The sequence below is a fragment of the Sphingomonas sp. SP5 genome, assembly GCF_058313455.1.
Genome location: NZ_JBZFLF010000001.1, coordinates 628096 through 648580 on the forward strand (window position 1 = coordinate 628096; position 20485 = coordinate 648580).

Sequence of the window (20485 nt, forward strand, 5' to 3'; positions counted from 1 at the left end):
TCATCGCTGCGGCCGCGTCGCAGGTTATCCATCCTCATCGTTCCCGCTGCCCCGCCGAAAGGCTTGACGCCTAACTAAGCAGGATGACAGCAGATGAAACCGTTCGTGCTGAGCCTGTCGAAGCACAGGTGAGACTCATGCCCTTCGACAGGCTCAGGGCAAGCGGCGAGCTTGGGTTGGGGTCATGTCACTATAAGCAAGCAAAGCTTGCACGCACGTTCATGCCGGAGGGGCTGAAGACACTCGGCAACACCTCCCACTCCCACCCCAATCCACCGCCCTCACGGCACCGCCGCATCGGCGTCGCGCTGCGCACGCCGGTCGGCCGCCCATTGCCGGTTGGTCGCCAGCGCGCAGCCGCTCTGGCCGCCGGTGCCGACCGGCGAACATGTGTCCGGCAGTCCGCCGGCGACGCGGCTCACCTGCTCCTGCGTGGCGACCCGGTTGCCCCATGCCTGGTTCTGGGCGGGGATCGGCCCGCTGTCGCGGAACTGCTTGGGGATGCGATAGGGCTGGTCGAGCGTCGAGCACACGACGATCTCGCCGTCGCTGCTCTGCGGACAGGCCTGGCCGGGGTTCAGCGTGACGCTGCGCACCCGCTGCGGCGGCGAACCGCTCGCGGCATCCGCGGACGCCGGCGTGGTCTGCGCGGCCGCTACCCCCGGCAATGCGGCCAGGGCGGCAATGAGCAACGGGCGGATCATGACGGGCGTCTCCTTCGCTTTTACCAACGTGCAGGCGACGCAGTTTCTCCCGGCGCGCGACACGACATATCATTTATCCATCCCACATTGCCGCAGCATTGCCGGCACGCAACAGGCGTTGCGCGAACGCGGTCATCGGCTATGGCGGCGGCATGATCCTGGTCGTCGACAATTACGACAGCTTCACCTGGAACCTCGTCCACTACCTGATGGAGCTGGGGAGCGAGGTCGAGGTGGTGCGCAACGATGCCATCTCGGCGGGACAGGCGCTGTCGTCGGGCGCGCAAGCCTTTCTCATCTCGCCCGGCCCGTGCACCCCGACCGAGGCGGGCGTCAGCCTCGATCTCGTCGCCGCCGCCGCCGATGCCGGCCGTCCGCTGCTCGGCGTCTGCCTCGGCCACCAGGCGATCGGCCAGCATTTCGGCGGCCGGGTCGAACGCGGCGGCCTGATGCACGGCAAGACCTCGCCGGTGACGCACGACGGCACCAGCCTGTTCGAAGGGCTGCCCTCGCCCTTCATCGCCACCCGCTATCACAGCCTGATCGTCAACGATGTCGCGCCGCCGCTGGTCGTCAACGCCCGCGCCGACGACGGCCACGTCATGGGCTTCCGCCACGAAAGCCTGCCGATCCACGGCGTGCAATTCCACCCCGAAAGCATCGCCACCGAACACGGCCACGCCATGCTCGCCAATTTCCTGCGCATCGCCGGGATCGCGGTCAGGGAGCCGGCATGACGAGCATCGCGCTGCTTCCCGATCCCGCGACCCCGCTCGCCCGCGAAAGCGCGGCGCAGGCGTTCGCCGACATCCTCGACGGGCGCGCATCCGAGGAGGCGATCGGCAGCTTCCTCATCGCGCTATCCGACCGCGGCGAAACCAGCATCGAGATCGCCGAGGCGGCGCGCGCCCTGCGCGAACGGCTGATCCCGGTCGCCTCGCCCGCCGGGGCGATCGACGTCTGCGGCACCGGCGGCGACGGCCACCACACCCTCAACGTCTCCACCGCGGTGGCGCTGGTGGTGGCCGCGTGTGGCGTCCCCGTCGCCAAGCATGGCAATCGCGCCGCCTCGTCCAAGGCGGGCGCCGCCGACACGCTGGAGGCGATCGGCCTCGACATGGCCATCGCCGGCGCCACGGCAGAGGGTAGCCTCGCCGATCTCGGCATCGCCTTCCTGTTCGCCGCCAACCATCATCCCGCGATGGCGCGGATCACGCCGATCCGCCGCCGCATCGGCAAGCGCACGATCTTCAACCTGATGGGGCCGCTCGCCAATCCGGCGCGGGTCGCAAACCAGCTGATCGGCATCGCCCGCCCCGATTACGCCGGCCTCTATGCCGAGGCGCTGGAACAGCTCGGCACCGCGCGCGCCGCGGTGATCTCCGGCGAAGAGGGGCTGGACGAACTGTCCACCGCCGGCCCCAGCCTCGCCGTCAACGTCGGCGGCGCCGATCTGCCGCGCCGCATCCTGCCCGAGGATGCCGGCCTGCCGCGCCACCCGCTCGCCGCGATCCGCGGCGGCGATCCCGCTTACAACGCCGCCGCGCTGCGCCGCCTGCTCGATGGCGAAGGGGGCGCCTATCGCGATGCGGTGCTGCTCAACGCCGCCGCGGCGCTGGTCGTCGCCGGCCACAGCCCGTCCCTCCCCACCGGCGCGAAAGCCGCTGCGGCCGTGCTCGATGACGGCGGCGCGGGTGCCCTGCTCGATCGTTGGATCGCCTACCGATGACCATCCTCTCCCGCATTATCGAAACCAAGCGCGCGGAGGTCGCGGCACGCAAGGCGACGACCAGCCTCGCCGACCTCGACGCCCGCATCGCCGCCGTCACCCGCCCGCGCGGCTTCCGCGCCGCGCTGGATGCGAAGCCCGGCCATGCGCTGATCTGCGAGATCAAGAAGGCAAGCCCGTCCAAGGGCCTGATCCGCGCCGACTTCGATCCGCCCGCCCATGCCCGCGCCTATCAGGCGGGGGGTGCCGCCTGCCTGTCGGTGCTGACCGACGAACAATGGTTCCAGGGCTGCGACGACTATCTGGTCGCCGCCCGCGCGGCCTGCGACCTGCCGGTGATCCGCAAGGACTTCATGGTCGATCCCTGGCAGGCGACGGAAAGCCGGTCGCTCGGCGCCGACGCGATCCTCATCATCGTCGCCGCGCTGCAGGACGGGCAGATGGCGGAGATCGAGGCGTCCGCACTCGAATGCGGCATGGACGTGCTGGTCGAGGTGCACGACGAGGCCGAGCTGGACCGCGCGCTGCGCCTCAAGTCGCGCCTGATCGGCGTCAACAACCGCGACCTGCGCGATTTCACCGTCGACTTCGCCCGCACCTACGAACTCGTCGGCAAGGCACCGGCCGGCTGCACCTTCGTCGCCGAAAGCGGGCTTGAAACCCGCGACGATCTCGACGCGATGGCCGCGCATGGCGTGCGCTGCTTCCTGATCGGCGAGGCGCTGATGCGCGCCGACGATGTCGAGGCGGCGACGCGGGCGCTGCTCGGATGAGCGGCCTCACCCATCTCGATGCCGACGGTGCCGCGCATATGGTCGATGTCGGCGACAAGGCGGCGACCAGCCGCCGTGCCGTCGCTACCGGCCATATCGCCGTCGCGCCCGACGCGCTGGCCGCGATCCGCGACGGCGCCGCGAAGAAGGGCGACGTGCTCGCCGTCGCGCGGGTCGCCGGCATCATGGCGGCGAAGCGCACCGCCGACCTCATTCCGCTCTGCCATCCCCTGCCCCTCACCCGCGTCACGCTCGACCTGACGCTGGACGACGCCGGCATCACCGCCACCGCCCTTGCCGCCACCGATGGCAAGACCGGGGTCGAGATGGAGGCGCTCACCGCCGTGTCGGTCGCGCTGCTGACCATCTACGACATGGCAAAGGCGATGGACCGCGCCATGACCATCGGCGGCATCCGCCTGCTGGAAAAGGCCGGCGGCGCCTCCGGCGACTGGCGCGCCTGAGCCGATGGCGCTGCTGCCGATCGCCGAGGCGCAGGCCCGGCTCTTCGCCCTCGCGACACCGGTGCCGGTGGAAGAGGTGCCGGTGACCGCCGCGCACGGCCGCTGGGCCGCCGCCGACGTGACCGCCCGCCGCACGCAGCCCGCCGCCGACCTGTCGGCGATGGACGGCTATGCGATCCGCTTCGCCGACCTGCCCGGCCCCTGGACGCTGATCGGCGAAAGCGCCGCCGGCCGCGCCTTCGCCGGCACGGTCGAGACGGGCGAGACGGTCCGCATCTTCACCGGCGCGGCACTGCCCGACGGTGCCGACACGGTGATGATCCAGGAGGAGGTGGCGGCGGCCGGCACCGCCATCCGCCTCGTCGGCGAAGGCCCGGCGACGCCGGGGCGCAACACCCGCCGCCGAGGGCTGGACTTTTCCGCCGGCGACCGCCTGATCGCCGCCGGCGACCGGCTGACCCCGGCGCGGATCGCCGTCGCCGCCACCGGTGGCCTCGCGACGCTTCCGGTGCGCCGCGGGGTGCGGGTCGCGATCTGCGCTACCGGCGACGAGCTGGTCGCACCCGGCGCTGCGGCGACCGACAGCGCCCTGCCCGAATCGAACCGCGCGATGCTCGCGGCGATGCTCGCCGACCTGCCGGTCGATGTGATCGACCTCGGCATCCTGCCCGACGATCTTGCGACACTGCGCGATGCCTTCGCAGGCACGGACGCCGACCTGCTCGTCACCACCGGCGGCGCGTCGGTCGGCGATCACGACCTCGTCCGCCCCGCCCTGGAGGCGGCGGGCGGCAGCATCGACTTCTGGCGGATCGCGCTCAGGCCGGGCAAGCCGATGATGGCCGGCCGGCTGGGGCCGATGACGGTGCTCGGCCTGCCCGGCAATCCGGTGTCCGCCTTCGTCACCGCCATCCTGTTCGTGAAGCCGCTGGTCGCGCACCTCGCCGGTGCCGCCGATCCGCTGCCCCGGCCCGCGCTCGCCGTCCTCGGCGAAGACCTGCCCGCCAATGGGCCGCGCACCGACTATCTGCGCGCCGAATTGCGCGACGGTCGCGCCTATGCCTCGACCATCCAGGACAGTTCGATGCTCCTCACCCTGGCCCGGTCGCATGCCCTGATCGTGCGGCCGGTCGCCGCCCCCCCGGCCCGTGCGGGCGACTCGGCGGAAATCCTGCTGATCGCTTGACGGGCGCCGGATTGTTCCCTAGAAGTTCCGCGTCTGTTCTGACGGGAAGGACCGCCATGCTTACGCGCAAGCAGCACGAGCTCGTGTGCTTCATCAACGACCGCCTCGAGGAAACGGGGATCTCCCCTTCGTTCGAGGAGATGAAGGAGGCATTGGACCTCAAGTCGAAATCCGGCGTCCATCGCCTCATCAGCGCGCTGGAGGAGCGGCATTTCATCCGCCGCCTGCCCAACCGCGCCCGCGCGCTGGAAGTGCTGCGCATGCCCGAACGTTCGGAGCGCAAGGCCACCGCCACGCCGGCCCCCGCGCCGGCGAAGACCGGCAACGTCCGCCCCGCGCCGCCCCCCGCCAACGACGTGGTCGAGATCCCGCTGCATGGCCGCATCGCCGCCGGCGTGCCGATCGAGGCGTTCGAGGGCAGCTCGATGCTCGCGGTGCCGGCCGCCCTGCTGGGCTCGGGCGAACATTATGCGCTGGAGGTATCGGGTGATTCGATGGTCGAGGCCGGCATCCTCGACGGCGATTACGCGTTGATCCGCCGCACCGACGTCGCCCGCGACGGCGAGATCGTCGTCGCGCTGATCGAGGACAGCGAAGCCACGCTCAAATATTTCCGCCGCGAAGGCGCGATGATCCGCCTCGATCCTGCCAACCGCGCCTACGAACCGCAGCGTTACGTGCCCGCGCACGTCCGCGTGCAAGGCAAGCTGTCGGGCATCCTGCGCCGCTACGACTGACGGTCGACACCCCCCTCGCCGGTGCGACTTTCGCGACCTTTGCACCGGCGACGACACCTGCACGGGTGTGACTTTTGTGACTTTTGAAATCAGCTAAAGTCCTGATTAAGCACGACATTACGTCGCACTCGTGCTGAGCCCGTCGAAGGAGAGGCGATTCTCATGACTTTAGCGCTGATCGACATCCAAGATAAGGGATTCCTTTCATCCTCCCCCGCCCAGGGGGGGGATTGAAGGTCGATTGGTCCTAAGCATGAGGACCGCATTCAAACCGTTCGTGCTGAGCCTGTCGAAGCACAGGTGAGACTCAGGCCCTCGCCACTAACACTTGCCCCCCTCGCTCCAGCAACCCGATCACCGCCCTACCCCGTCCCGCGGCGGCATGATCGTCGGCGGGACCAGCCACGGATGGCCATCGCCCGCCCGCCGCACCGTCGCGACACGGCCATTCGCCAGCGTCACCGCCACCCCGCCGGTCCGTCGCAGCACCGGCGCATCCAGCGTCAGCCAGCGCGGCCGGCACCCTCGCGGCAGCCGCCGCTCGCTGACCACGATGTCCGCCGCCCGGCACGCCGCGACCAGCGCCGGCCAGGGCACCGGGTAGGCGCTGCGCGTCGCCAGCACCCGCCAGCGACGCCCACCCGCCGCCAGATCGACCGCGCACAGGTCGCGGGTGCAGCGCGCCGCCGCCTGATCGGCGAGCAGCAGCGGCTCGCCCTCCACCCCGCCATTCTCGGCGAGCATGCCGCGCACATAGTCGCCGGCCCTATCGCGCAGCAGGGCAAGATCGGCGCCGAGCCGAACCGCCAGATGCCGCCCGTCGCCGGTCACCAGCACGTCGGGCGCCGGCGTGGCGAGCGCCCAGATGCCGCCCGCCAGCAGCGGCAGCAGCCCCAGCCGCCGCCATCGCGTCCGCCACAACACCAGCCACAGCCCGCCCGCGATCATCAGCGCAAAGGCGCCGGCCGGCATCGACGGCAGCGCCACCGAGGATCCCGGTGCCGCCGCCACCGCATGGGCGAGGCGCAGCAGCAACCGGATCGCAAGGTCGGCCAGCCACCACAGCGGCGCGCCCAGCCCCGCCACGTCGAGCAGCAGCGCCGTCGCCTCGATCGGCATGATGACGAACGTCGTCAGCGGGATCGCGATCAGGTTGGCCGCGGCGCCATACAGGCCCGCCTTGTGGAAGTGATAGGCGGCGATCGGCAGCAACGCCGCCTCCACCGCCACCCCGGTCAGCAGCAGCGATCCCAGCCCGCGCGCCATCCGGCGGCCGATCCGCTCCTCGCGTGGCTCGAACCAATGCCGCCCCCGCGGGTGCTCGTGCAGCGCGACGATGGCGGCGATGGCCGCGAACGATAGTTGAAAGCTCGGCCCGATCAGCGCCTGCGGCCACAGCAGCAGCACGACCATCGCGCCCGCCGCGACCAGTCGCAGCGTCACCGCCTCCCGCCCCATCGCGAGCGCCGCCAGCACCAGCAGCGCCGCGACGCAGGACCGGATCGTCGGCACCTGGCTGCCGGTCAGCAGCGTATAGCCGATCGCCGCCAGCGCACCGGCCGCACCGGCGACCAGCGGCAGCCGCACCCGGATCGCGAGCCAGGGCCATAGCGCCAGCAGGCGCAGCACGACGAACATCGTCGCCGCCACCGCAGCGGTGATATGCAGGCCGCTCACCGACAGCAGATGGGCGAGCCCCGCCTTGCGCATGGCGGCCGCGTCGTCCTCGGCGATCGCGCCTTCGTCGCCCGTTGCCAGCGCTGCGGCGATGCCGCCGCGGCTGCCGGGCAGGCGATCGGTGATGTGCCGCGTCAGGGCGAGGCGCAGGCTGCCCTCCCCCGCACCGCGCCGCACGACCGCGACCGGCGCGAAGCCGCGCCCCGTCGCGCCGATCCCGGCGAACCACGCCACCCGCGCGAAGTCATAGGCGCCCGGCACGGCCGCGGCGGGCGGCGGCATCAGCCGCGCGCGCAGGGCCAGCACCGCGCCCGCCGTGGCGCCCGCCGGCATGTCGGCCTGCGCAACATTCACCCGGATGCGCGGCGGCAGCGCCGTGCCCGCCTGCGGCAGCAGCGTCAGCCGTACCATCTCCCGCGCCGGCAGCGGCTCGACCCGTTCCACCCGCGCGGTGAACGCCGCCACCACCGGCCGGGCGAGCACCGGTGCCGCCACCCGCTCGGCCTGCCACCATATGAGGGCGAGGCCGCACGCCGCCGTCGCGCCGCCGATGGCGAGCGCCCGCGCCGCCCGGCCGCCCCGTGCCGCCGCCGTGCCGGCGAGCGCCACGGTCAGGCACAGCAGCATCGCCGCGGCCCAGGCCCGGGCATCCGGCAACATAAACCAGGCGGCGATCCCGCCGCCGAAGGCGACCGGCAGCCACAGCACCAGTTGGTCGCGCTCGGCCTCCAGCCATTCTTCGACACGGCCACGCAACACCCTGCCATCCCACGGCGTTTGAAGGCGCGAAAAGCGCGTGCTAGGGCGCGCGGCGGCTGAACTGGCCATCGGTTTCGAACTTTGGGAGCAGGCGCGGTTGAGCGCAACAGTGGAAAATTCGACAGGTGATTCGCAGGCTGTCGTGACGCGCTTCGCGCCGTCGCCGACCGGCTATCTGCACCTCGGCGGCGCCCGCACCGCCTTGTTCAACTGGCTGTTCGCGCGCCATCACGGCGGCCGCTTCCTGCTGCGCATCGAGGACACCGATCGGGCGCGCTCGACGCAGCCGGCGATCGACGCGATCCTTGGCGGCCTCCAGTGGCTGGGCATCGACTGGGACGGGGATGCCGTCTTCCAGTTCGCCCGTGCGGATCGCCATGCCGAGGTGGCGCACCAGATGGTGGCGAGCGGCCATGCCTATCGCTGCTACATGACCGCAGAGGAGATCGCCGCGCAGCGCGAGGCGGCGCAGGCGGCCAAGCAGCCGCTGCGCATCCGCTCCCCCTGGCGCGACCGCACCGATCATCCCGAGGGCCAACCCTTCGTCGTCCGCCTCAAGGCCCCGCGTGAGGGCGCGACCACGATCGAGGATCGGGTGCAGGGATCGGTGACAGTGCAGAACGCCGAACTCGACGACCTCATCCTGCTGCGCTCCGACGGCACGCCGACCTATATGCTGGCGGTGGTGGTCGACGACCACGACATGGGCGTGACCCACGTCATCCGCGGCGACGACCACCTCAACAACGCCTTCCGCCAGCTGCCGATCTATCGCGCCAACGGCTGGCCCGAGCCGGTCTACGCGCACATCCCGCTGATCCACGGCACCGACGGCGCCAAGCTGTCGAAGCGCCACGGCGCGGTCGGGATCGAGGCGTATCGTGACGAACTCGGCATCCTGCCCGAGGCCTTCGACAATTACCTGCTCCGCCTCGGCTGGGGCCATGGCGACGACGAGATCATCAGCCGCGAACAGGCGACCGGCTGGTTCGACCTCGACGGCGTTGGCAAGAGCCCGTCGCGCTTCGACCTCAAGAAGCTCGAGAACCTCAACGGCCACTATATCCGCGCCGCCGACGACGCCCGCCTCGCCGCATTGGTGGCGGGGATCGGCGGGTATGCCGACACCGGCCTCCTCACCCGTGCGATGCCGGTGCTGAAGGCGCGCGCCGCCAATCTCAACGAGCTGTCGGAGGGTGCGCGCTTCCTGTTCGCCCACCGGCCGCTCGACCTGGATCAGGCCGCCGCGGATCTGCTCGGCGGCGATGCCCCGCAGCTTCTCGCTGCGCTGCACGCGGCGCTTGACGCGGTGCAGCAGTGGGATCAGGAGACAATCGAAGCAGCGGTACGGCAGGTGGCCGAGGCGCAGGGCGTGAAGCTCGGCCAGGTCGCGCAGCCGCTCCGCGCCGCTCTCACCGGGCGCAAGACGTCGCCCGGCATTTTCGACGTGCTCGCGCTGCTCGGCAAAGAGGAAAGCCTCGGCCGGATCGCGGACCGGATGGCAGTCTGATAGGAAGGACCACGACATGACCGAAGCCGCAAAGGTATCCCTGGACGGTAAGGACCTCGAATATCCGGTCATGTCCGGCTCGGTCGGGCCGGACGTCGTCGATATCCGGAAATTCTACGCGCAGACCGGCGCCTTCACCTACGACCCCGGCTTCACCTCGACCGCGTCGTGCCAGTCGGCGCTGACCTACATCGATGGCGACGAGGGCGTGCTGCTCCACCGCGGCTATCCGATCGGCGAGCTGGCCGAAGAGTCGAGCTTCATGGAGGTCGCCTATCTCCTGCTCAACGGCGAGCTGCCGTCGGCGGACGAGCTGAAGGGCTTCACCACCACGATCACGCGCCACACCATGGTGCACGAACAGCTCGCGGCCTTCTTCCGCGGCTTCCGCCGCGATGCGCATCCGATGGCGATCATGTGCGGCGTCGTCGGCGCGCTGTCCGCCTTCTACCATGATTCGACCGACATCCACGATCCGGTGCAGCGTACCATCGCCAGCCACCGCCTGATCGCCAAGATCCCGACGATCGCGGCAATGGCCTACAAGTACAGCGTGGGGCAGCCGTTCCTCTACCCGGACAATTCGCTGTCCTACACCGGCAACTTCCTGCGCATGACCTTCGGCGTGCCGGCCGAGCAATATGAGGTGAACCCGGCCGTCGAAAAGGCGATGGACCGGATCTTCATCCTCCATGCCGATCACGAACAGAACGCCTCGACCTCGACGGTGCGGCTGGCCGGCTCGTCGGGCGCCAATCCGTTCGCCTGCATCGCGGCGGGCATCGCCTGCCTGTGGGGTCCGGCGCATGGCGGCGCCAACGAAGCGGCGCTCAACATGCTGCGCGAGATCGGCACTCCGGAGCGCATCCCCGAATTCATCGCGCGGGCGAAGGACAAGAACGATCCGTTCCGCCTGATGGGCTTCGGCCACCGCGTCTACAAGAACTACGATCCGCGCGCGACCGTGATGCAGAAGACGGTGCGCGAGGTGTTCGACGCGCTGAAGGTCAACGATCCGCTGTTCGACACCGCGCTGCGGCTCGAGGAGCTGGCGCTGAGCGACGATTACTTCATCGAGAAGAAGCTGTTCCCGAACGTCGACTTCTATTCGGGCGTCATCCTGTCGGCGATCGGCTTCCCGACCGAGATGTTCACCGTGCTGTTTGCGCTCGCCCGCACCGTCGGCTGGGTCGCGCAGTGGAACGAGATGATCACCGATCCCGACCAGAAGATCGGCCGCCCGCGCCAGCTCTACACCGGGCCGACGCAGCGCAGCTACGTGCCCGTCGGTCAGCGCTGATGCGGCGCGCCCGGCCGGTCCTGCTGTCGATCGGCGTCCTCCTGACGCTGGTCGGGCTGCTATGGATCGGCCAGGGCCTGGGCTACGTCCACTGGCCGCAGTCGAGCTTCATGCTCGACCAGCGGCCGTGGGCGGATCGGGGCGCGGCGGTCGCCGTCGCCGGATTGCTGCTGATCCTCGTGGCACGCCGTATCCGGCGGCGCTGAGCCGTCAGACGCGCAGCGTCAGCGTGAACCGCGCGCCCTCGCCAGGCGTGCTCTCCACCGTCAAGTCTCCGCCCATCGCCCGCGCCAGCCGCCGCGCGATATAGAGGCCAAGGCCGTTGCCGCCCGCCTCGGTCGGATCGACCCGCTCGAACTTGTCGAAGATGCGGGCCTGGTCCGCCGCCGCGATCCCCTTGCCCTGATCGGCGACGACCGCCTCGACCGTGTCGCCGGTCCGCCCCGCCGTGACGCTGACCACCCCGCCCTCGGGCGAATAGCGCACGGCATTGCCGATCAGATTGACCATGATCTGCAACGCGCGCCGGAAGTCACCCGATGCGGGAACGCGCAGGTCGGGCAACGGCCGCGCGATCGCCACCCCGGCGTTGCCGGCGCGCACCGACAGCAGCCCCGCCGCGCGCCGCGCGACATCGGCAAGGTCGATCGGCTCGCAGGTCAGGGCAAAATCGGGCCGCTCCACCGCCTGCAGGTCGACGAGGTCGTCGACCAGCTCCAGCAGGTGCCGCCCGGCATTGGCGATATCGGAGGCGTAATCCACATAGTCGCGCTGCACCGGCCCCTCGGCTTCGGCATGGATGGTGTCGGCGTGCGCGATGATCTTGGCAAGCGGACTGCGCAGCGCCTTGTCCAACCCGGCGGTGAACCCGGCGGAGATGGTCGGCGCGGCGGCACGTTCCGGCGCATCGGCGACGCGCGCAACGCCGGAAAGGCCGGCGAACGCACCGGCGCCGTCCTGCCGGACGTCGGCGGTCAGCAGCATGCGCGGCTCGCCGCCACGCAGCCGTGCACGCTGCTCGCGCAACGGCTTGCGCCGCGCCACCGCCTCCAGGATCGGCAGCGCGCCGTCGCCTGCGGCATCCAGGGTGAACAGCGCGGTCAGCGGCTGGCCGATCAGCGCCAGCGCATCGAAGCCCAGCCGCCGCGCCGCGTCGATGGAAACGAAGGTAAGGCGCAGGCTGGCGTCGGTTTCCCAGCCGAGGTCATCCGTCTCGGCGATCCGGGACAATGGCGCCGCGACGCCACGCGGCCGTACCTCTCGCCAGCCGCTCACCGCCAGGCGCACGCCCTCCCCCTCCGGCTGCGCCCGCACCCACAGGTCGAGATCGGTGTCGTCGTCGGCCACGGTCACGCCGCGCGACACGAGGATGCCGAGCCGCCGCGCCAGCCGCACCACCGTGGCGAGTTGCGGCACCGCCAGTGCTTCGCCCGGTGCGCCGCCCGCGTGGTCGTTCAGCGCCATGATCGCCGGATCGGCGGCGATCAACCGCCCCTCCCCGTCCAGGGTGGCGTGGCTCACCGGCACGTCGGGAATGCCGTCCGCCCTCATCGTGTCGTCTCCCGGGCGAGCGCATCGATCGCGAGGCGCAGGTCGTGGTGCAGCGTCAGCGGCGCCAGCGCAGAGCGCGCCGCCTCCACGGGCACCATCGCGATGGCGTCCAGATCGTCGGCGAAGGCCTCGATATCACGGCGCGGATCGGCATCGGCGAGGGCAAGGGCGATCCGCGCGATGGTCGCCCGGTCGAGGTCCGCCGCGCGCAGCGCCAGCCACAGCCGGTCGCCCTCCGGCTCGATCACGATCGCACGCGCGCCGATGAAATCCAGGTCCGCGGCCCGCGCCAGCACGGCGATGAACAGCAGCAGGCGCCGGTCGCCCAGCGAATCGACCAGCAGGTCGCCAATCTCGCCTGCACGTGCGTCGATCGCAGCGGCGAGCCGCATGGCGATCGCTTCCCCGCGCTGCCCCTCGTCGTGCGCGGCGAGGCTGCGCTGCGCCGCCTCGACGATCGCGCGGTCGATCACGGCATCCTCACCCGCCGCCGCGACTAGCGCCTCTCGCACGCAGGCCGCCACCCACCAGACGAGCTGGTGATGCCGCTCGGCGGGCAAGATATCGGGCAGCGCACCGTTCTGATCGGCCGCCGCGCGGCGACGCGCCTCGACGGACAGCAGCGCCCGCGCCGCCGCAGCGACCACGCCATCCGCCACGTCGGTCAGGCGGAGCAGGACGCTTGGCTGTTCGGGCGCGGCGACGGCCGGTGCCAGCCGCTCCGCGATCAGATCGCAGCGGACCTGCGCGATCAATTCGTCCATCAGCAACCGGTCGCGCAGCAGGCCGGCGCGCGACAGCCGCCGCACGACATCGTCATGCCCCTTCAGCAGGCGTTCTGCCCGCACGTCGTCGCCGCGGCTCGCCAGCTGGCGTGCGGCATGGCGGCGGATATCGCCTTCGATTCCCTGCACCACCGCGGTAAGCACCTGACCGAGCGTCAGCCGCAGCCGCTCGCCCAACCGGGCGTCGTCGGCCAGGAAGAAATCGTCGATCGCCCCGGACAGGCGCGTGTCCGCCAGCGCGCCGAGACGGCGCGCGGCAGTGATGCGGGTGCCGAGCACATGGGGCTCGGCCTGTTCCGATCCGGACGACATGCCCGACGCCTATCCCCCCATCCTTAAAACGACGCTAAGGCTGCCGCCGCAATCGTTCGATTGCCGCAGCCAATGTCGCACCCGCATACAGGGCCGCGGCGCCCATGCCGGCGAGCGGCGCGGCGACCAATGCACCCAGCCAGACGAGCAGGGCATAGGCCGGCGGCGAGCCCCACCAACCGCGGCGCGGGCCTGCGTCGACGGCCCTTTCCCCCAGCCCGCCAAGCGCGACCAGGCCGATCGCCAGCACCTCTGCCGATGCCTCTCCGCTGGCATCGGCGATGCCACGGCCATAGAGCAGCACCGCCAGCGCCGGCAGCACCGCGGCCGCGAGATGGAGCCAGCGCTCGCTCGCCGCCTCGTCGCGCAGGTCGGCCAGGATCGCACCCAGCGTAAGCCCGATCGTACCCAGCAACGCCAACAGCAGGCCGGCCACCGGATGGGCGAAGGCAATCAGTACCAGCCCCAGCACCGCCACGCCCGCCGCCCCGCCGGCGACCGCCACCACCGGCACCGTCCGCGGCACCAGCAGCGGGATGACCGTGCGCGCCAGCGGGGCGGTGACGAACCGGTCGAACCAGCCGCTGCGCCCCGACACCATCGCCGCCATCACCGTGCGGCCGCGCGCCTCCAGGACGGCGCCGGAATGGCCGACGCCATGGCCGCCGCGCACCGCCTCCGCCGGCAACAACGCATGCACCGCCCGCGCCTGCGAGGCGAGCCGCACCAAGGTCGACTGCACGTCATAGTCCCGCGGCATCGCGGCAAGCTCGGCCAGCCGCCGCGCCTCCAGCCGCGCGACACCGGCCCACACCATGCCGCCACCGACCCGTTCATAGCCCTGGCCGACCTGATCCTCCGGCGCGACGAGCAACGCATCCCCGCCCTCGCGCGCCAGCACCGCCAGCGTCTCCGCCGTGGTCGTCAGCCCGTCCGCCAGCATCAGCACGCGGGCGAGCGGATGCAGCTTCTCGGCCGCCTCGGCGGCGGTGCGGACCGTGTCCACCGCCACGCCGCGCTTGCCGATGCGGTTGATCGCACCCAGCAGTTCGGGCGTCAGGCGGGACACCAGGATGACGATCTGCGATGCGCCCGCCGCGACGAGCAACCGCGCCTGATATTCGATCAGCGTCACGCCGCCGAACGGCAGCGTCGCGGTCAGCATCGCGGGCCGATCGTCCGCGTCGTGCATGGCGAAGAGAAGGCCGGCGAGCATCCCGCCGCTGTTAGGGCGTGATGTCGCCCCTGCCTAGGCGGTTATGCTTACAGGCGCGCGACCGATCGGCGCAGCTTGGCGAGCATCGCCGTGTCGCCCGGCAGGTCGGCGGCCTGCGCCGCCAGCGCCATCAGCCGTATCGCGCCAAAGCTGGCGGCCAGGCCCTTCAGCCGTGCCGCCGCCTCGCGCCAGTCGTCGCGCGTGTCCGCCGCCTCCAGCTGCGCCAGCGCCCGTTGCGCGCTTTCCACGAAGGCGAGCCGCAGCTCGGCGATCAGTGCGGGTTCGTCGCCCACTGCGGCGGCCAGCGCCGCATCGATCGCTCCGGGATCATAAGCCATGACGAGCCTCTAGCGCGGCGGTGCTTAACCGAGTGTTGCGGTTTCGCTTTATGGGGGCGGCGAAGCCGGTTAAGCTCGCCGTCCACGAACGGGGGTTCCATGATTATCGACATGCGGTCGGATGCGGCGGCGACCAGCGACGTTCGCGGTTATGACGATCACGAGCGCATGGGCGGCCACGAGCCCGGCGAGGCGCACGCCTCGGCCTGGACGCAGGCCGTCGAGCCCGACCGGCGCGGCCCCGCCTGGCTGCCACCGGTACTCGCCGCGGCGCTGGCGGTGCTGTGGATCGCCGGTGCGATCTGGGCGGTATCCGATCAGGTCGTCGCGCTGGCTCCGGTCGCCTGGGTCGAACTGATCGCCGCACTGGCGGTGGTGCCGGCGCTGATCGGCATCGTCTACCTGCTGGCGATGCGCACCAGCCGCCGCGAGGCGCGGTGCTTCGGCACCACGGCGCACGGCATGCGGGCAGAGGCGGCGAACCTGGAACGGACGGTGGCGGCGCTTTCCCGCTCGCTGGACGCCAACCGCCGGCAACTCGCCGACCAGATCGCCATGCTGGCGGCGCTGGGCGACGGCGCCAACGAACGCCTCGCCGCCATCGGCCGCGGCATGGCGATCGAGATCGACCAGGCCGACGCCCATGCCCATGCGCTCGCCCGTGCGGCGGGCGAGGCGCAGAACAGCCTCGGCATCCTGCTCGCCTCGCTGCCCCGCGCGCAGGCGGAGGTGATCGACGTCCAGCGCCTGCTCGACGATACCGGCCTTGCCGCCAGCGGCCATGCCGCGGCGCTGGAGGCACAACTCGCCGCACTCGCCGACCGCGGGCGAGAGGCGGATGTCGTCGCCGGCAGCGCAGCGCAAAAGCTCGCCGCGCATATCGCGCGCATGGAGGCGACCAGCGAAACCGCCGGCGCCCGGCTGGAGACGGTGACCGGCGATATGTCGGACGCGGTCGATGCCCTGCTCGGCCGCACCGCCGATGCGGTGGACGAGGCACGCAAGGGCATCGCCGTGCAGGGCGAAGCCATGCTCGCGATGCTGCGCGCCAATCAGGCGGCGCTCGACAGCGCGGCGCGCGACAGCGCCGATGCGCTCGCCGAACGGATCGCGATGGTCGAGGATGTGATCGACCGCGTAACCCTGCGGCTGCAGGGGCAGCGCAGCGAGAGCGACGCCCTGCTCGCCGGGCTGGATACCGGCATCGGCCAGGTCGAGACACGGCTCGATACGCTGCACAGCCAGGGCGTGGAACGGTCGCAACTGCTCGCTGCCTCGATCAGCGCGCTCGGCGGATCGGCCGATGCGATGACCGAGGCCTTGCGCGCCGGCGAAGCGATGGCGTCGCGGACGATCGGCACCACCGAATCGCTGCTGATCGCGCTCGATGCAGCCGCCCGCGAGATCGACGAGACGCTGCCCGACGCACTGACCCGGCTCGATGCCAAGATCGCGTCGAGCAAGCAGGTGGTGGTCGCCGCCAAGCCCGAACTGCTCGCTCTGGTTACCGCGGCCGAGAGCACGCATGACGCGATCGAGGCGATCGCCGGCGTGATCGCCGAACAGCGCCGCACGCTCGATCATCTGTCCGGCAGCTTGATCCAGACCCTGTCGGAAGGCCGCGCCAAGGCCGACGCGCTGGGCATGATGGTGGACGAGACGATCGACCGGACGCACCGCTTCGCCGAAGAGGCGGCACCGCGGCTGGTCGACGCGCTGCTCAGGGTGCGCGAAACCGCATCCGTCGCGGCGGACAAGGCGCGTGAGACGCTGGCGACGGTGATCCCGGATGCCGCCGGGCAGCTCGAACTGGCCAGTGCCGAGGCGATGCGCCGCGCGACCAGCGACACCGTGGAGCGGCAAGTCCGCGCCATCGCCGATGCGACCGGCGATGCGGTCGACGCCGCCACCCGCGCCACCGAGCGACTGTCGGCGCAGGTGCAGCAGATCCTCGACCAGACCGCGATCGTCGAAACCCGGATCGAGGACGCCCGCACCGAACGCGACGAGGCGGAGCGCGACACCTTCGCCCGCCGCGCCTCGCTGCTGATCGAATCGCTGCACTCGGCCTCGATCGACATCACCAAGGCGTTCGCGCCGGATATCTCCGACAGCGCCTGGGCTGCCTATCTGAAGGGCGATCGCGGCGTCTTCACCCGCCGAGCGGTCCGCGTGCTGGAGCCTGGCGACGCCCGCGACATCGCACGGCTCTATGACGACGACGCGACCTTCCGCGAATCGGTCAACCGCTACATCCACGATTTCGAAGGCATGCTGCGCATGGTCCTGGCGCAGCGCGACGGATCGCCGCTCAGCGTGACCCTGCTGTCGTCGGATATGGGCAAGCTCTACGTGGCCCTCGCGCAGGCGATCGAGCGTTTGCGTTGACCCGGACGGTCAGTTGATCGTCGGGTGCTCGACGCATTCGGGGGTACGGGACAGTTCGTCGATCGCCATCGCGATCCGCGCCGCCACCTGGGGCATGCCCTCGCCGTCCATCAGTCGCAGCGCACGGTTGAGCAGTTCGAGCGCCTGAAGGCAGGTATGGTTCATGCGGGCGTGCCTTTCGACCTGGGACAAGCCCTTCAACGCCGGGCCTGCCGATACGGTCCCGCTAGCAAGGCGGGACGGCCAGGGCGCTGACACCGACGTGACACTTGCGTCACGCGCCGGCGTACACCGCCTCGCGATCGAACAGGTCCAGCATCTTCGGCGTCACCCAGCCGAACTCGTAATTGGCCACGAACAGCCCGAACAGCAGGGTGGCGACGATCGTCACCCGTAAGGCGAGGCGGCCGAGGCGGAATTCATGCGGCGCGCTTTCCGCCTGCCCGGCGATATACTCACCGCCCGCCTCGCGGGTGGTGCGCACGCCCCAGGGCAGGACGAGGAAGACGGAAAACGCCCAGAACAGGACGTAGATCGCGAGCATCGACGTCCAACGCATGGGATCAGGCCTCGACGATCAGCACGTCGACGATGGGCTTCTTGCCGGTCCAGCGCGTCGCGATCCGCCGCACGGCCAGCCGCACGTCCTCGCGGCGGCGGTCCATCTCACGCTTCTGCCCCTTCAGCGCCTCGGCGGCAGCCTCGGCCGCATCCTCGACGAAGGCGGCGCGATCTTCCTCGACCGGCACGCCGTTGACGCGGATCTGCGGACGACCGAGCAGCCGGCCATCCCGGCCGATCGCCGCTGCGACCGAAATCTGGCCGTTGACCGCCAGCTTGCGCCGCTCGTTGATCGTCGAACCATCGGCCGGCAGGATCACGTCGCCGTCCAGCACCAGCCTGCCCACACCGGCATTGCCGATCTTGGTCGGCGCCCCCGGCAGCAGGCGCACCACGTCGCCGTCGCTCTGCACCAGCGACTGCGGCACACCCTCCGCCAGTGCGAAGCGGGCATGCTCCATCATGTGGCGCATCTCGCCATGCACGGGGATCAACGTCGTCGGCCGAATCCACTTGTACATCTGCGACAGCTCCGGACGGCCCGGATGACCCGACACGTGGACGTGCGCCTGGCGCTCGGTAATCATCACCACGCCCTTGGCGGCCAGCGTGTTCTGGATCTTGCCGATCGCGACCTCGTTGCCCGGGATCTGCTTGGACGAGAAGATCACCGCGTCGCCCGCATCGAGCTTGATCGTGTGCGATCCGTCGGCGACGCGGGCCAGCGCCGCACGCGGCTCGCCCTGCCCGCCGGTGGCGACGATCAGCACCTTGTTCTTGGGCAGGCGCATCGCGGTGTCGGGATCGACCGTCTCCGGGAAGTCGGTGAGATACCCCGTCGCACGCGCGACCTTGAGGATCCGGTCGAGCGAACGGCCGGTGACGCACAGCTTGCGCCCCGTCTCGCGCGCGACCTGCCCGAGCGTGTGGAGGCGCGCGGCGTTGGAGGCGAAGGTGGTGACGAGCACGCGGCCGCGGGCACGCGCGATCTGCTCGGCGAGCCCCTTGCGCACCGATGCCTCCGATCCCGAAGCCTCCGCGTTGAACACGTTGGTCGAATCGCACACCAGCACGTCGACACCCGCATCGCCGATCTGGGTCAGCCGTTCGGCGCTGGTCGGTTTGCCGATCACCGGGGTGGGATCGAGCTTCCAGTCACCGGTATGGAACACTCGGCCAGCCGCCGTTTCGATCACCAGCGCATTGGGCTCGGGGATCGAGTGCGACAGTTCGACGAAGGTGACGCCGAAGGGGCCGATCTGGGCGCCGGCGACGCCGTTCTTGCCGGGCTGGATCACGCGCAGCTTGACGCGGTTGGCGTTGCCCTCTTCCTCCAGCTTGCCGCGGATCAGGCCGGCGGTGAACGGCGTCGCGTAGAGCGGCACGCCGAGGTCTTCGGCCAGATACGGCAGCGCGCCGATGTGATCCTCGTGCCCGTGGGTCAGCACGATGCCGACGAGATCGTCGAGCCGGTCTTCAATGAAGGCGAGGTCCGGCAGCACGATATCGATACCGGGATAGGCAGCGTCGGCGAAGGTCACGCCGCAATCGACCATCAGCCATTTGCCTGCGTGGCCATAGAGATTGACGTTCATGCCGATCTCACCGGAGCCGCCGAGGGCGCAGAAGAGAAGTTCGTTGGTCTTGGGGGTCATCTAGGTCTTTCGTGAATGTCTCGGTCGCCCGCAGGCCTCTGATCGGCGCGAGCGCGTCTCAGCCGATATGGGCGTTTTGGTACATGATCGCCAGCCCTTGTATGGTGAGGTCCGGCTCGATGACGTCGAACACGTCGGTATGCTGTTCGAACAGGGTGGCGAGGCCGCCGGTCGCGATGACGCGCGCCGGGCGACCGATCTCCGCCTTCATGCGGGCGACCAATCCTTCGATCATCGCGATATATCCGAAATAGACGCCGATCGCCATCTGGTCGACGGTATTGCGGCCGATCACGCTGGTGGTCGCCGGCGCCTCGATCGCGATGCGCGGCAGCTTGGCCGCCGCACTGACCAGGGCATCGAGCGACAGGTTGATGCCGGGCGCGATGATCCCGCCCTTATAGGCGCCGGAAAAGTCGCTGACGTCGAAGGTGGTGGCGGTCCCGAAGTCGATGGTGATGAGATCGCCGTCATGCAGCGCATGCGCCGCGACGGTGTTGACGGCGCGGTCGGCGCCCAGGTTCTGCGGCTCGTCGACGTCGAGCGCGATGCCCCATTCCACCGGCGCGCGGCCGGCGATCAGCGCCTCGGTGCCGAAATACTTGCTGCTGAGCACCTGCAGGTTGTGCAGCGCGCGTGGAACGACCGTGGCGATGATGACGCCGTCGACCTGCCCGCGGTCATAGCCCTCCAGCGCAAGCAACTGGCTCAGCCAGACGGCATATTCGTCGGCGGTGCGGCGCGGATCGGTGGCGATGCGCCAGCGTGCCTTGATCGTCCGGCCCTCCACCAGCGCGAACACCACGTTGGTATTGCCGGCATCCACCGCGAGCAGCATCG

General features: G+C 70.5%; 20 protein-coding genes. 10 read left to right on the top strand and 10 right to left on the bottom strand.

Annotation, left to right across the window (positions count from 1 at the left end; translation table 11 throughout):
- Positions 1–281 precede the first annotated feature (281 nt).
- Entirely contained in the window at positions 282–704 is a 423-nt protein-coding gene (locus AC4GY7_RS02835) for a hypothetical protein (protein ID WP_491111885.1), read from the bottom strand.
- 152 nt (positions 705–856) lie between these two features.
- On the opposite strand from AC4GY7_RS02835, the gene AC4GY7_RS02840 reads away from it, so the two are divergent.
- Genes AC4GY7_RS02840 through lexA form a run of 6 tightly spaced genes read left to right on the top strand, consistent with a single transcriptional unit; the run spans position 857 to position 5593 of the window.
- Positions 857–1441 carry an anthranilate synthase component II gene (locus AC4GY7_RS02840; protein WP_491111886.1) on the top strand — a complete coding sequence of 195 codons (585 nt, stop codon included), beginning with the start codon at positions 857–859 and terminating at the stop codon, positions 1439–1441.
- A complete protein-coding gene (trpD, locus tag AC4GY7_RS02845) occupies positions 1438–2433 on the top strand; it encodes an anthranilate phosphoribosyltransferase (RefSeq protein WP_491111887.1) in 996 nt (331 codons plus the stop codon). The genes AC4GY7_RS02840 and trpD overlap by 4 nt, the downstream gene beginning before the upstream one ends.
- Positions 2430–3206 (top strand): indole-3-glycerol phosphate synthase TrpC, encoded by a 777-nt coding sequence (gene trpC / locus AC4GY7_RS02850; protein WP_491111888.1) that lies wholly within the window; start codon positions 2430–2432, stop codon positions 3204–3206. The genes trpD and trpC overlap by 4 nt, the downstream gene beginning before the upstream one ends.
- Positions 3203–3670, top strand: coding sequence for a cyclic pyranopterin monophosphate synthase MoaC (gene moaC, locus AC4GY7_RS02855; RefSeq protein WP_491111889.1), 468 nt, complete (start codon positions 3203–3205; stop codon positions 3668–3670). Before trpC ends, moaC begins: the two co-directional genes overlap by 4 nt.
- Before the next feature lie 4 nt (positions 3671–3674).
- A complete protein-coding gene (locus AC4GY7_RS02860) occupies positions 3675–4856 on the top strand; it encodes a molybdopterin molybdotransferase MoeA (protein WP_491111890.1) in 1182 nt (393 codons plus the stop codon).
- A 56-nt stretch (positions 4857–4912) separates the two neighbouring features.
- Positions 4913–5593, top strand: coding sequence for a transcriptional repressor LexA (lexA, locus tag AC4GY7_RS02865; protein ID WP_491111891.1), 681 nt, complete (start codon positions 4913–4915; stop codon positions 5591–5593).
- Between the two features lie 354 nt (positions 5594–5947).
- Here the strand turns inward: lexA and AC4GY7_RS02870 are convergent, their stop codons facing one another.
- On the bottom strand, positions 5948–8098 hold the full coding sequence (locus tag AC4GY7_RS02870; RefSeq protein ID WP_491111892.1) for a ComEC/Rec2 family competence protein: 2151 nt from the start codon (positions 8096–8098) through the stop codon (positions 5948–5950).
- Between the two features lie 28 nt (positions 8099–8126).
- On the opposite strand from AC4GY7_RS02870, the gene gltX reads away from it, so the two are divergent.
- From gltX to AC4GY7_RS02885, 3 genes are read left to right on the top strand one after another with little or no spacing between them, the layout of a single operon-like run.
- Positions 8127–9539, top strand: coding sequence for a glutamate--tRNA ligase (gltX, locus tag AC4GY7_RS02875; RefSeq protein ID WP_491111893.1), 1413 nt, complete (start codon positions 8127–8129; stop codon positions 9537–9539).
- A 16-nt stretch (positions 9540–9555) separates the two neighbouring features.
- Positions 9556–10839 (top strand): citrate synthase, encoded by a 1284-nt coding sequence (locus AC4GY7_RS02880; protein ID WP_491111894.1) that lies wholly within the window; start codon positions 9556–9558, stop codon positions 10837–10839.
- The gene (locus tag AC4GY7_RS02885) at positions 10839–11045 is read left to right on the top strand and encodes a hypothetical protein (RefSeq protein ID WP_491111895.1); all 207 of its coding nucleotides are present in this window, start codon (positions 10839–10841) and stop codon (positions 11043–11045) included. The genes AC4GY7_RS02880 and AC4GY7_RS02885 overlap by 1 nt, the downstream gene beginning before the upstream one ends.
- Before the next feature lie 4 nt (positions 11046–11049).
- Here the strand turns inward: AC4GY7_RS02885 and AC4GY7_RS02890 are convergent, their stop codons facing one another.
- The 4 genes from AC4GY7_RS02890 to AC4GY7_RS02905 are packed head-to-tail and all read right to left on the bottom strand — an operon-like array spanning position 11050 to position 15041.
- Positions 11050–12390 carry a sensor histidine kinase gene (locus AC4GY7_RS02890; RefSeq protein ID WP_491111896.1) on the bottom strand — a complete coding sequence of 447 codons (1341 nt, stop codon included), beginning with the start codon at positions 12388–12390 and terminating at the stop codon, positions 11050–11052.
- Positions 12387–13487: a DUF2336 domain-containing protein gene (locus AC4GY7_RS02895; RefSeq protein ID WP_491111897.1), complete on the bottom strand. Its 1101-nt coding sequence runs from the start codon at positions 13485–13487 to the stop codon at positions 12387–12389. Before AC4GY7_RS02895 ends, AC4GY7_RS02890 begins: the two co-directional genes overlap by 4 nt.
- Positions 13488–13521: 34 nt before the next feature.
- The gene (locus AC4GY7_RS02900) at positions 13522–14703 is read right to left on the bottom strand and encodes a hypothetical protein (protein WP_491111898.1); all 1182 of its coding nucleotides are present in this window, start codon (positions 14701–14703) and stop codon (positions 13522–13524) included.
- A gap of 47 nt (positions 14704–14750) precedes the next feature.
- Positions 14751–15041 (bottom strand): Hpt domain-containing protein, encoded by a 291-nt coding sequence (locus tag AC4GY7_RS02905; protein WP_491111899.1) that lies wholly within the window; start codon positions 15039–15041, stop codon positions 14751–14753.
- Positions 15042–15140: 99 nt separating this feature from the next.
- On the opposite strand from AC4GY7_RS02905, the gene AC4GY7_RS02910 reads away from it, so the two are divergent.
- Positions 15141–17429 (top strand): hypothetical protein, encoded by a 2289-nt coding sequence (locus AC4GY7_RS02910; protein WP_491111900.1) that lies wholly within the window; start codon positions 15141–15143, stop codon positions 17427–17429.
- A gap of 9 nt (positions 17430–17438) precedes the next feature.
- Here the strand turns inward: AC4GY7_RS02910 and AC4GY7_RS02915 are convergent, their stop codons facing one another.
- The 4 genes from AC4GY7_RS02915 to AC4GY7_RS02930 form a co-directional block, all read right to left on the bottom strand.
- Positions 17439–17594, bottom strand: coding sequence for a hypothetical protein (locus AC4GY7_RS02915; protein WP_491111901.1), 156 nt, complete (start codon positions 17592–17594; stop codon positions 17439–17441).
- A 109-nt stretch (positions 17595–17703) separates the two neighbouring features.
- The gene (locus AC4GY7_RS02920) at positions 17704–17988 is read right to left on the bottom strand and encodes a DUF1467 family protein (protein WP_491111902.1); all 285 of its coding nucleotides are present in this window, start codon (positions 17986–17988) and stop codon (positions 17704–17706) included.
- A 4-nt stretch (positions 17989–17992) separates the two neighbouring features.
- The gene (locus tag AC4GY7_RS02925; protein WP_491111903.1) at positions 17993–19645 is read right to left on the bottom strand and encodes a ribonuclease J; all 1653 of its coding nucleotides are present in this window, start codon (positions 19643–19645) and stop codon (positions 17993–17995) included.
- Positions 19646–19703: 58 nt separating this feature from the next.
- Positions 19704–20483, bottom strand: a complete 780-nt coding sequence (locus tag AC4GY7_RS02930; protein ID WP_491111904.1) for a type III pantothenate kinase — start codon at positions 20481–20483, stop codon at positions 19704–19706.
- Positions 20484–20485: the final 2 nt, after the last annotated feature.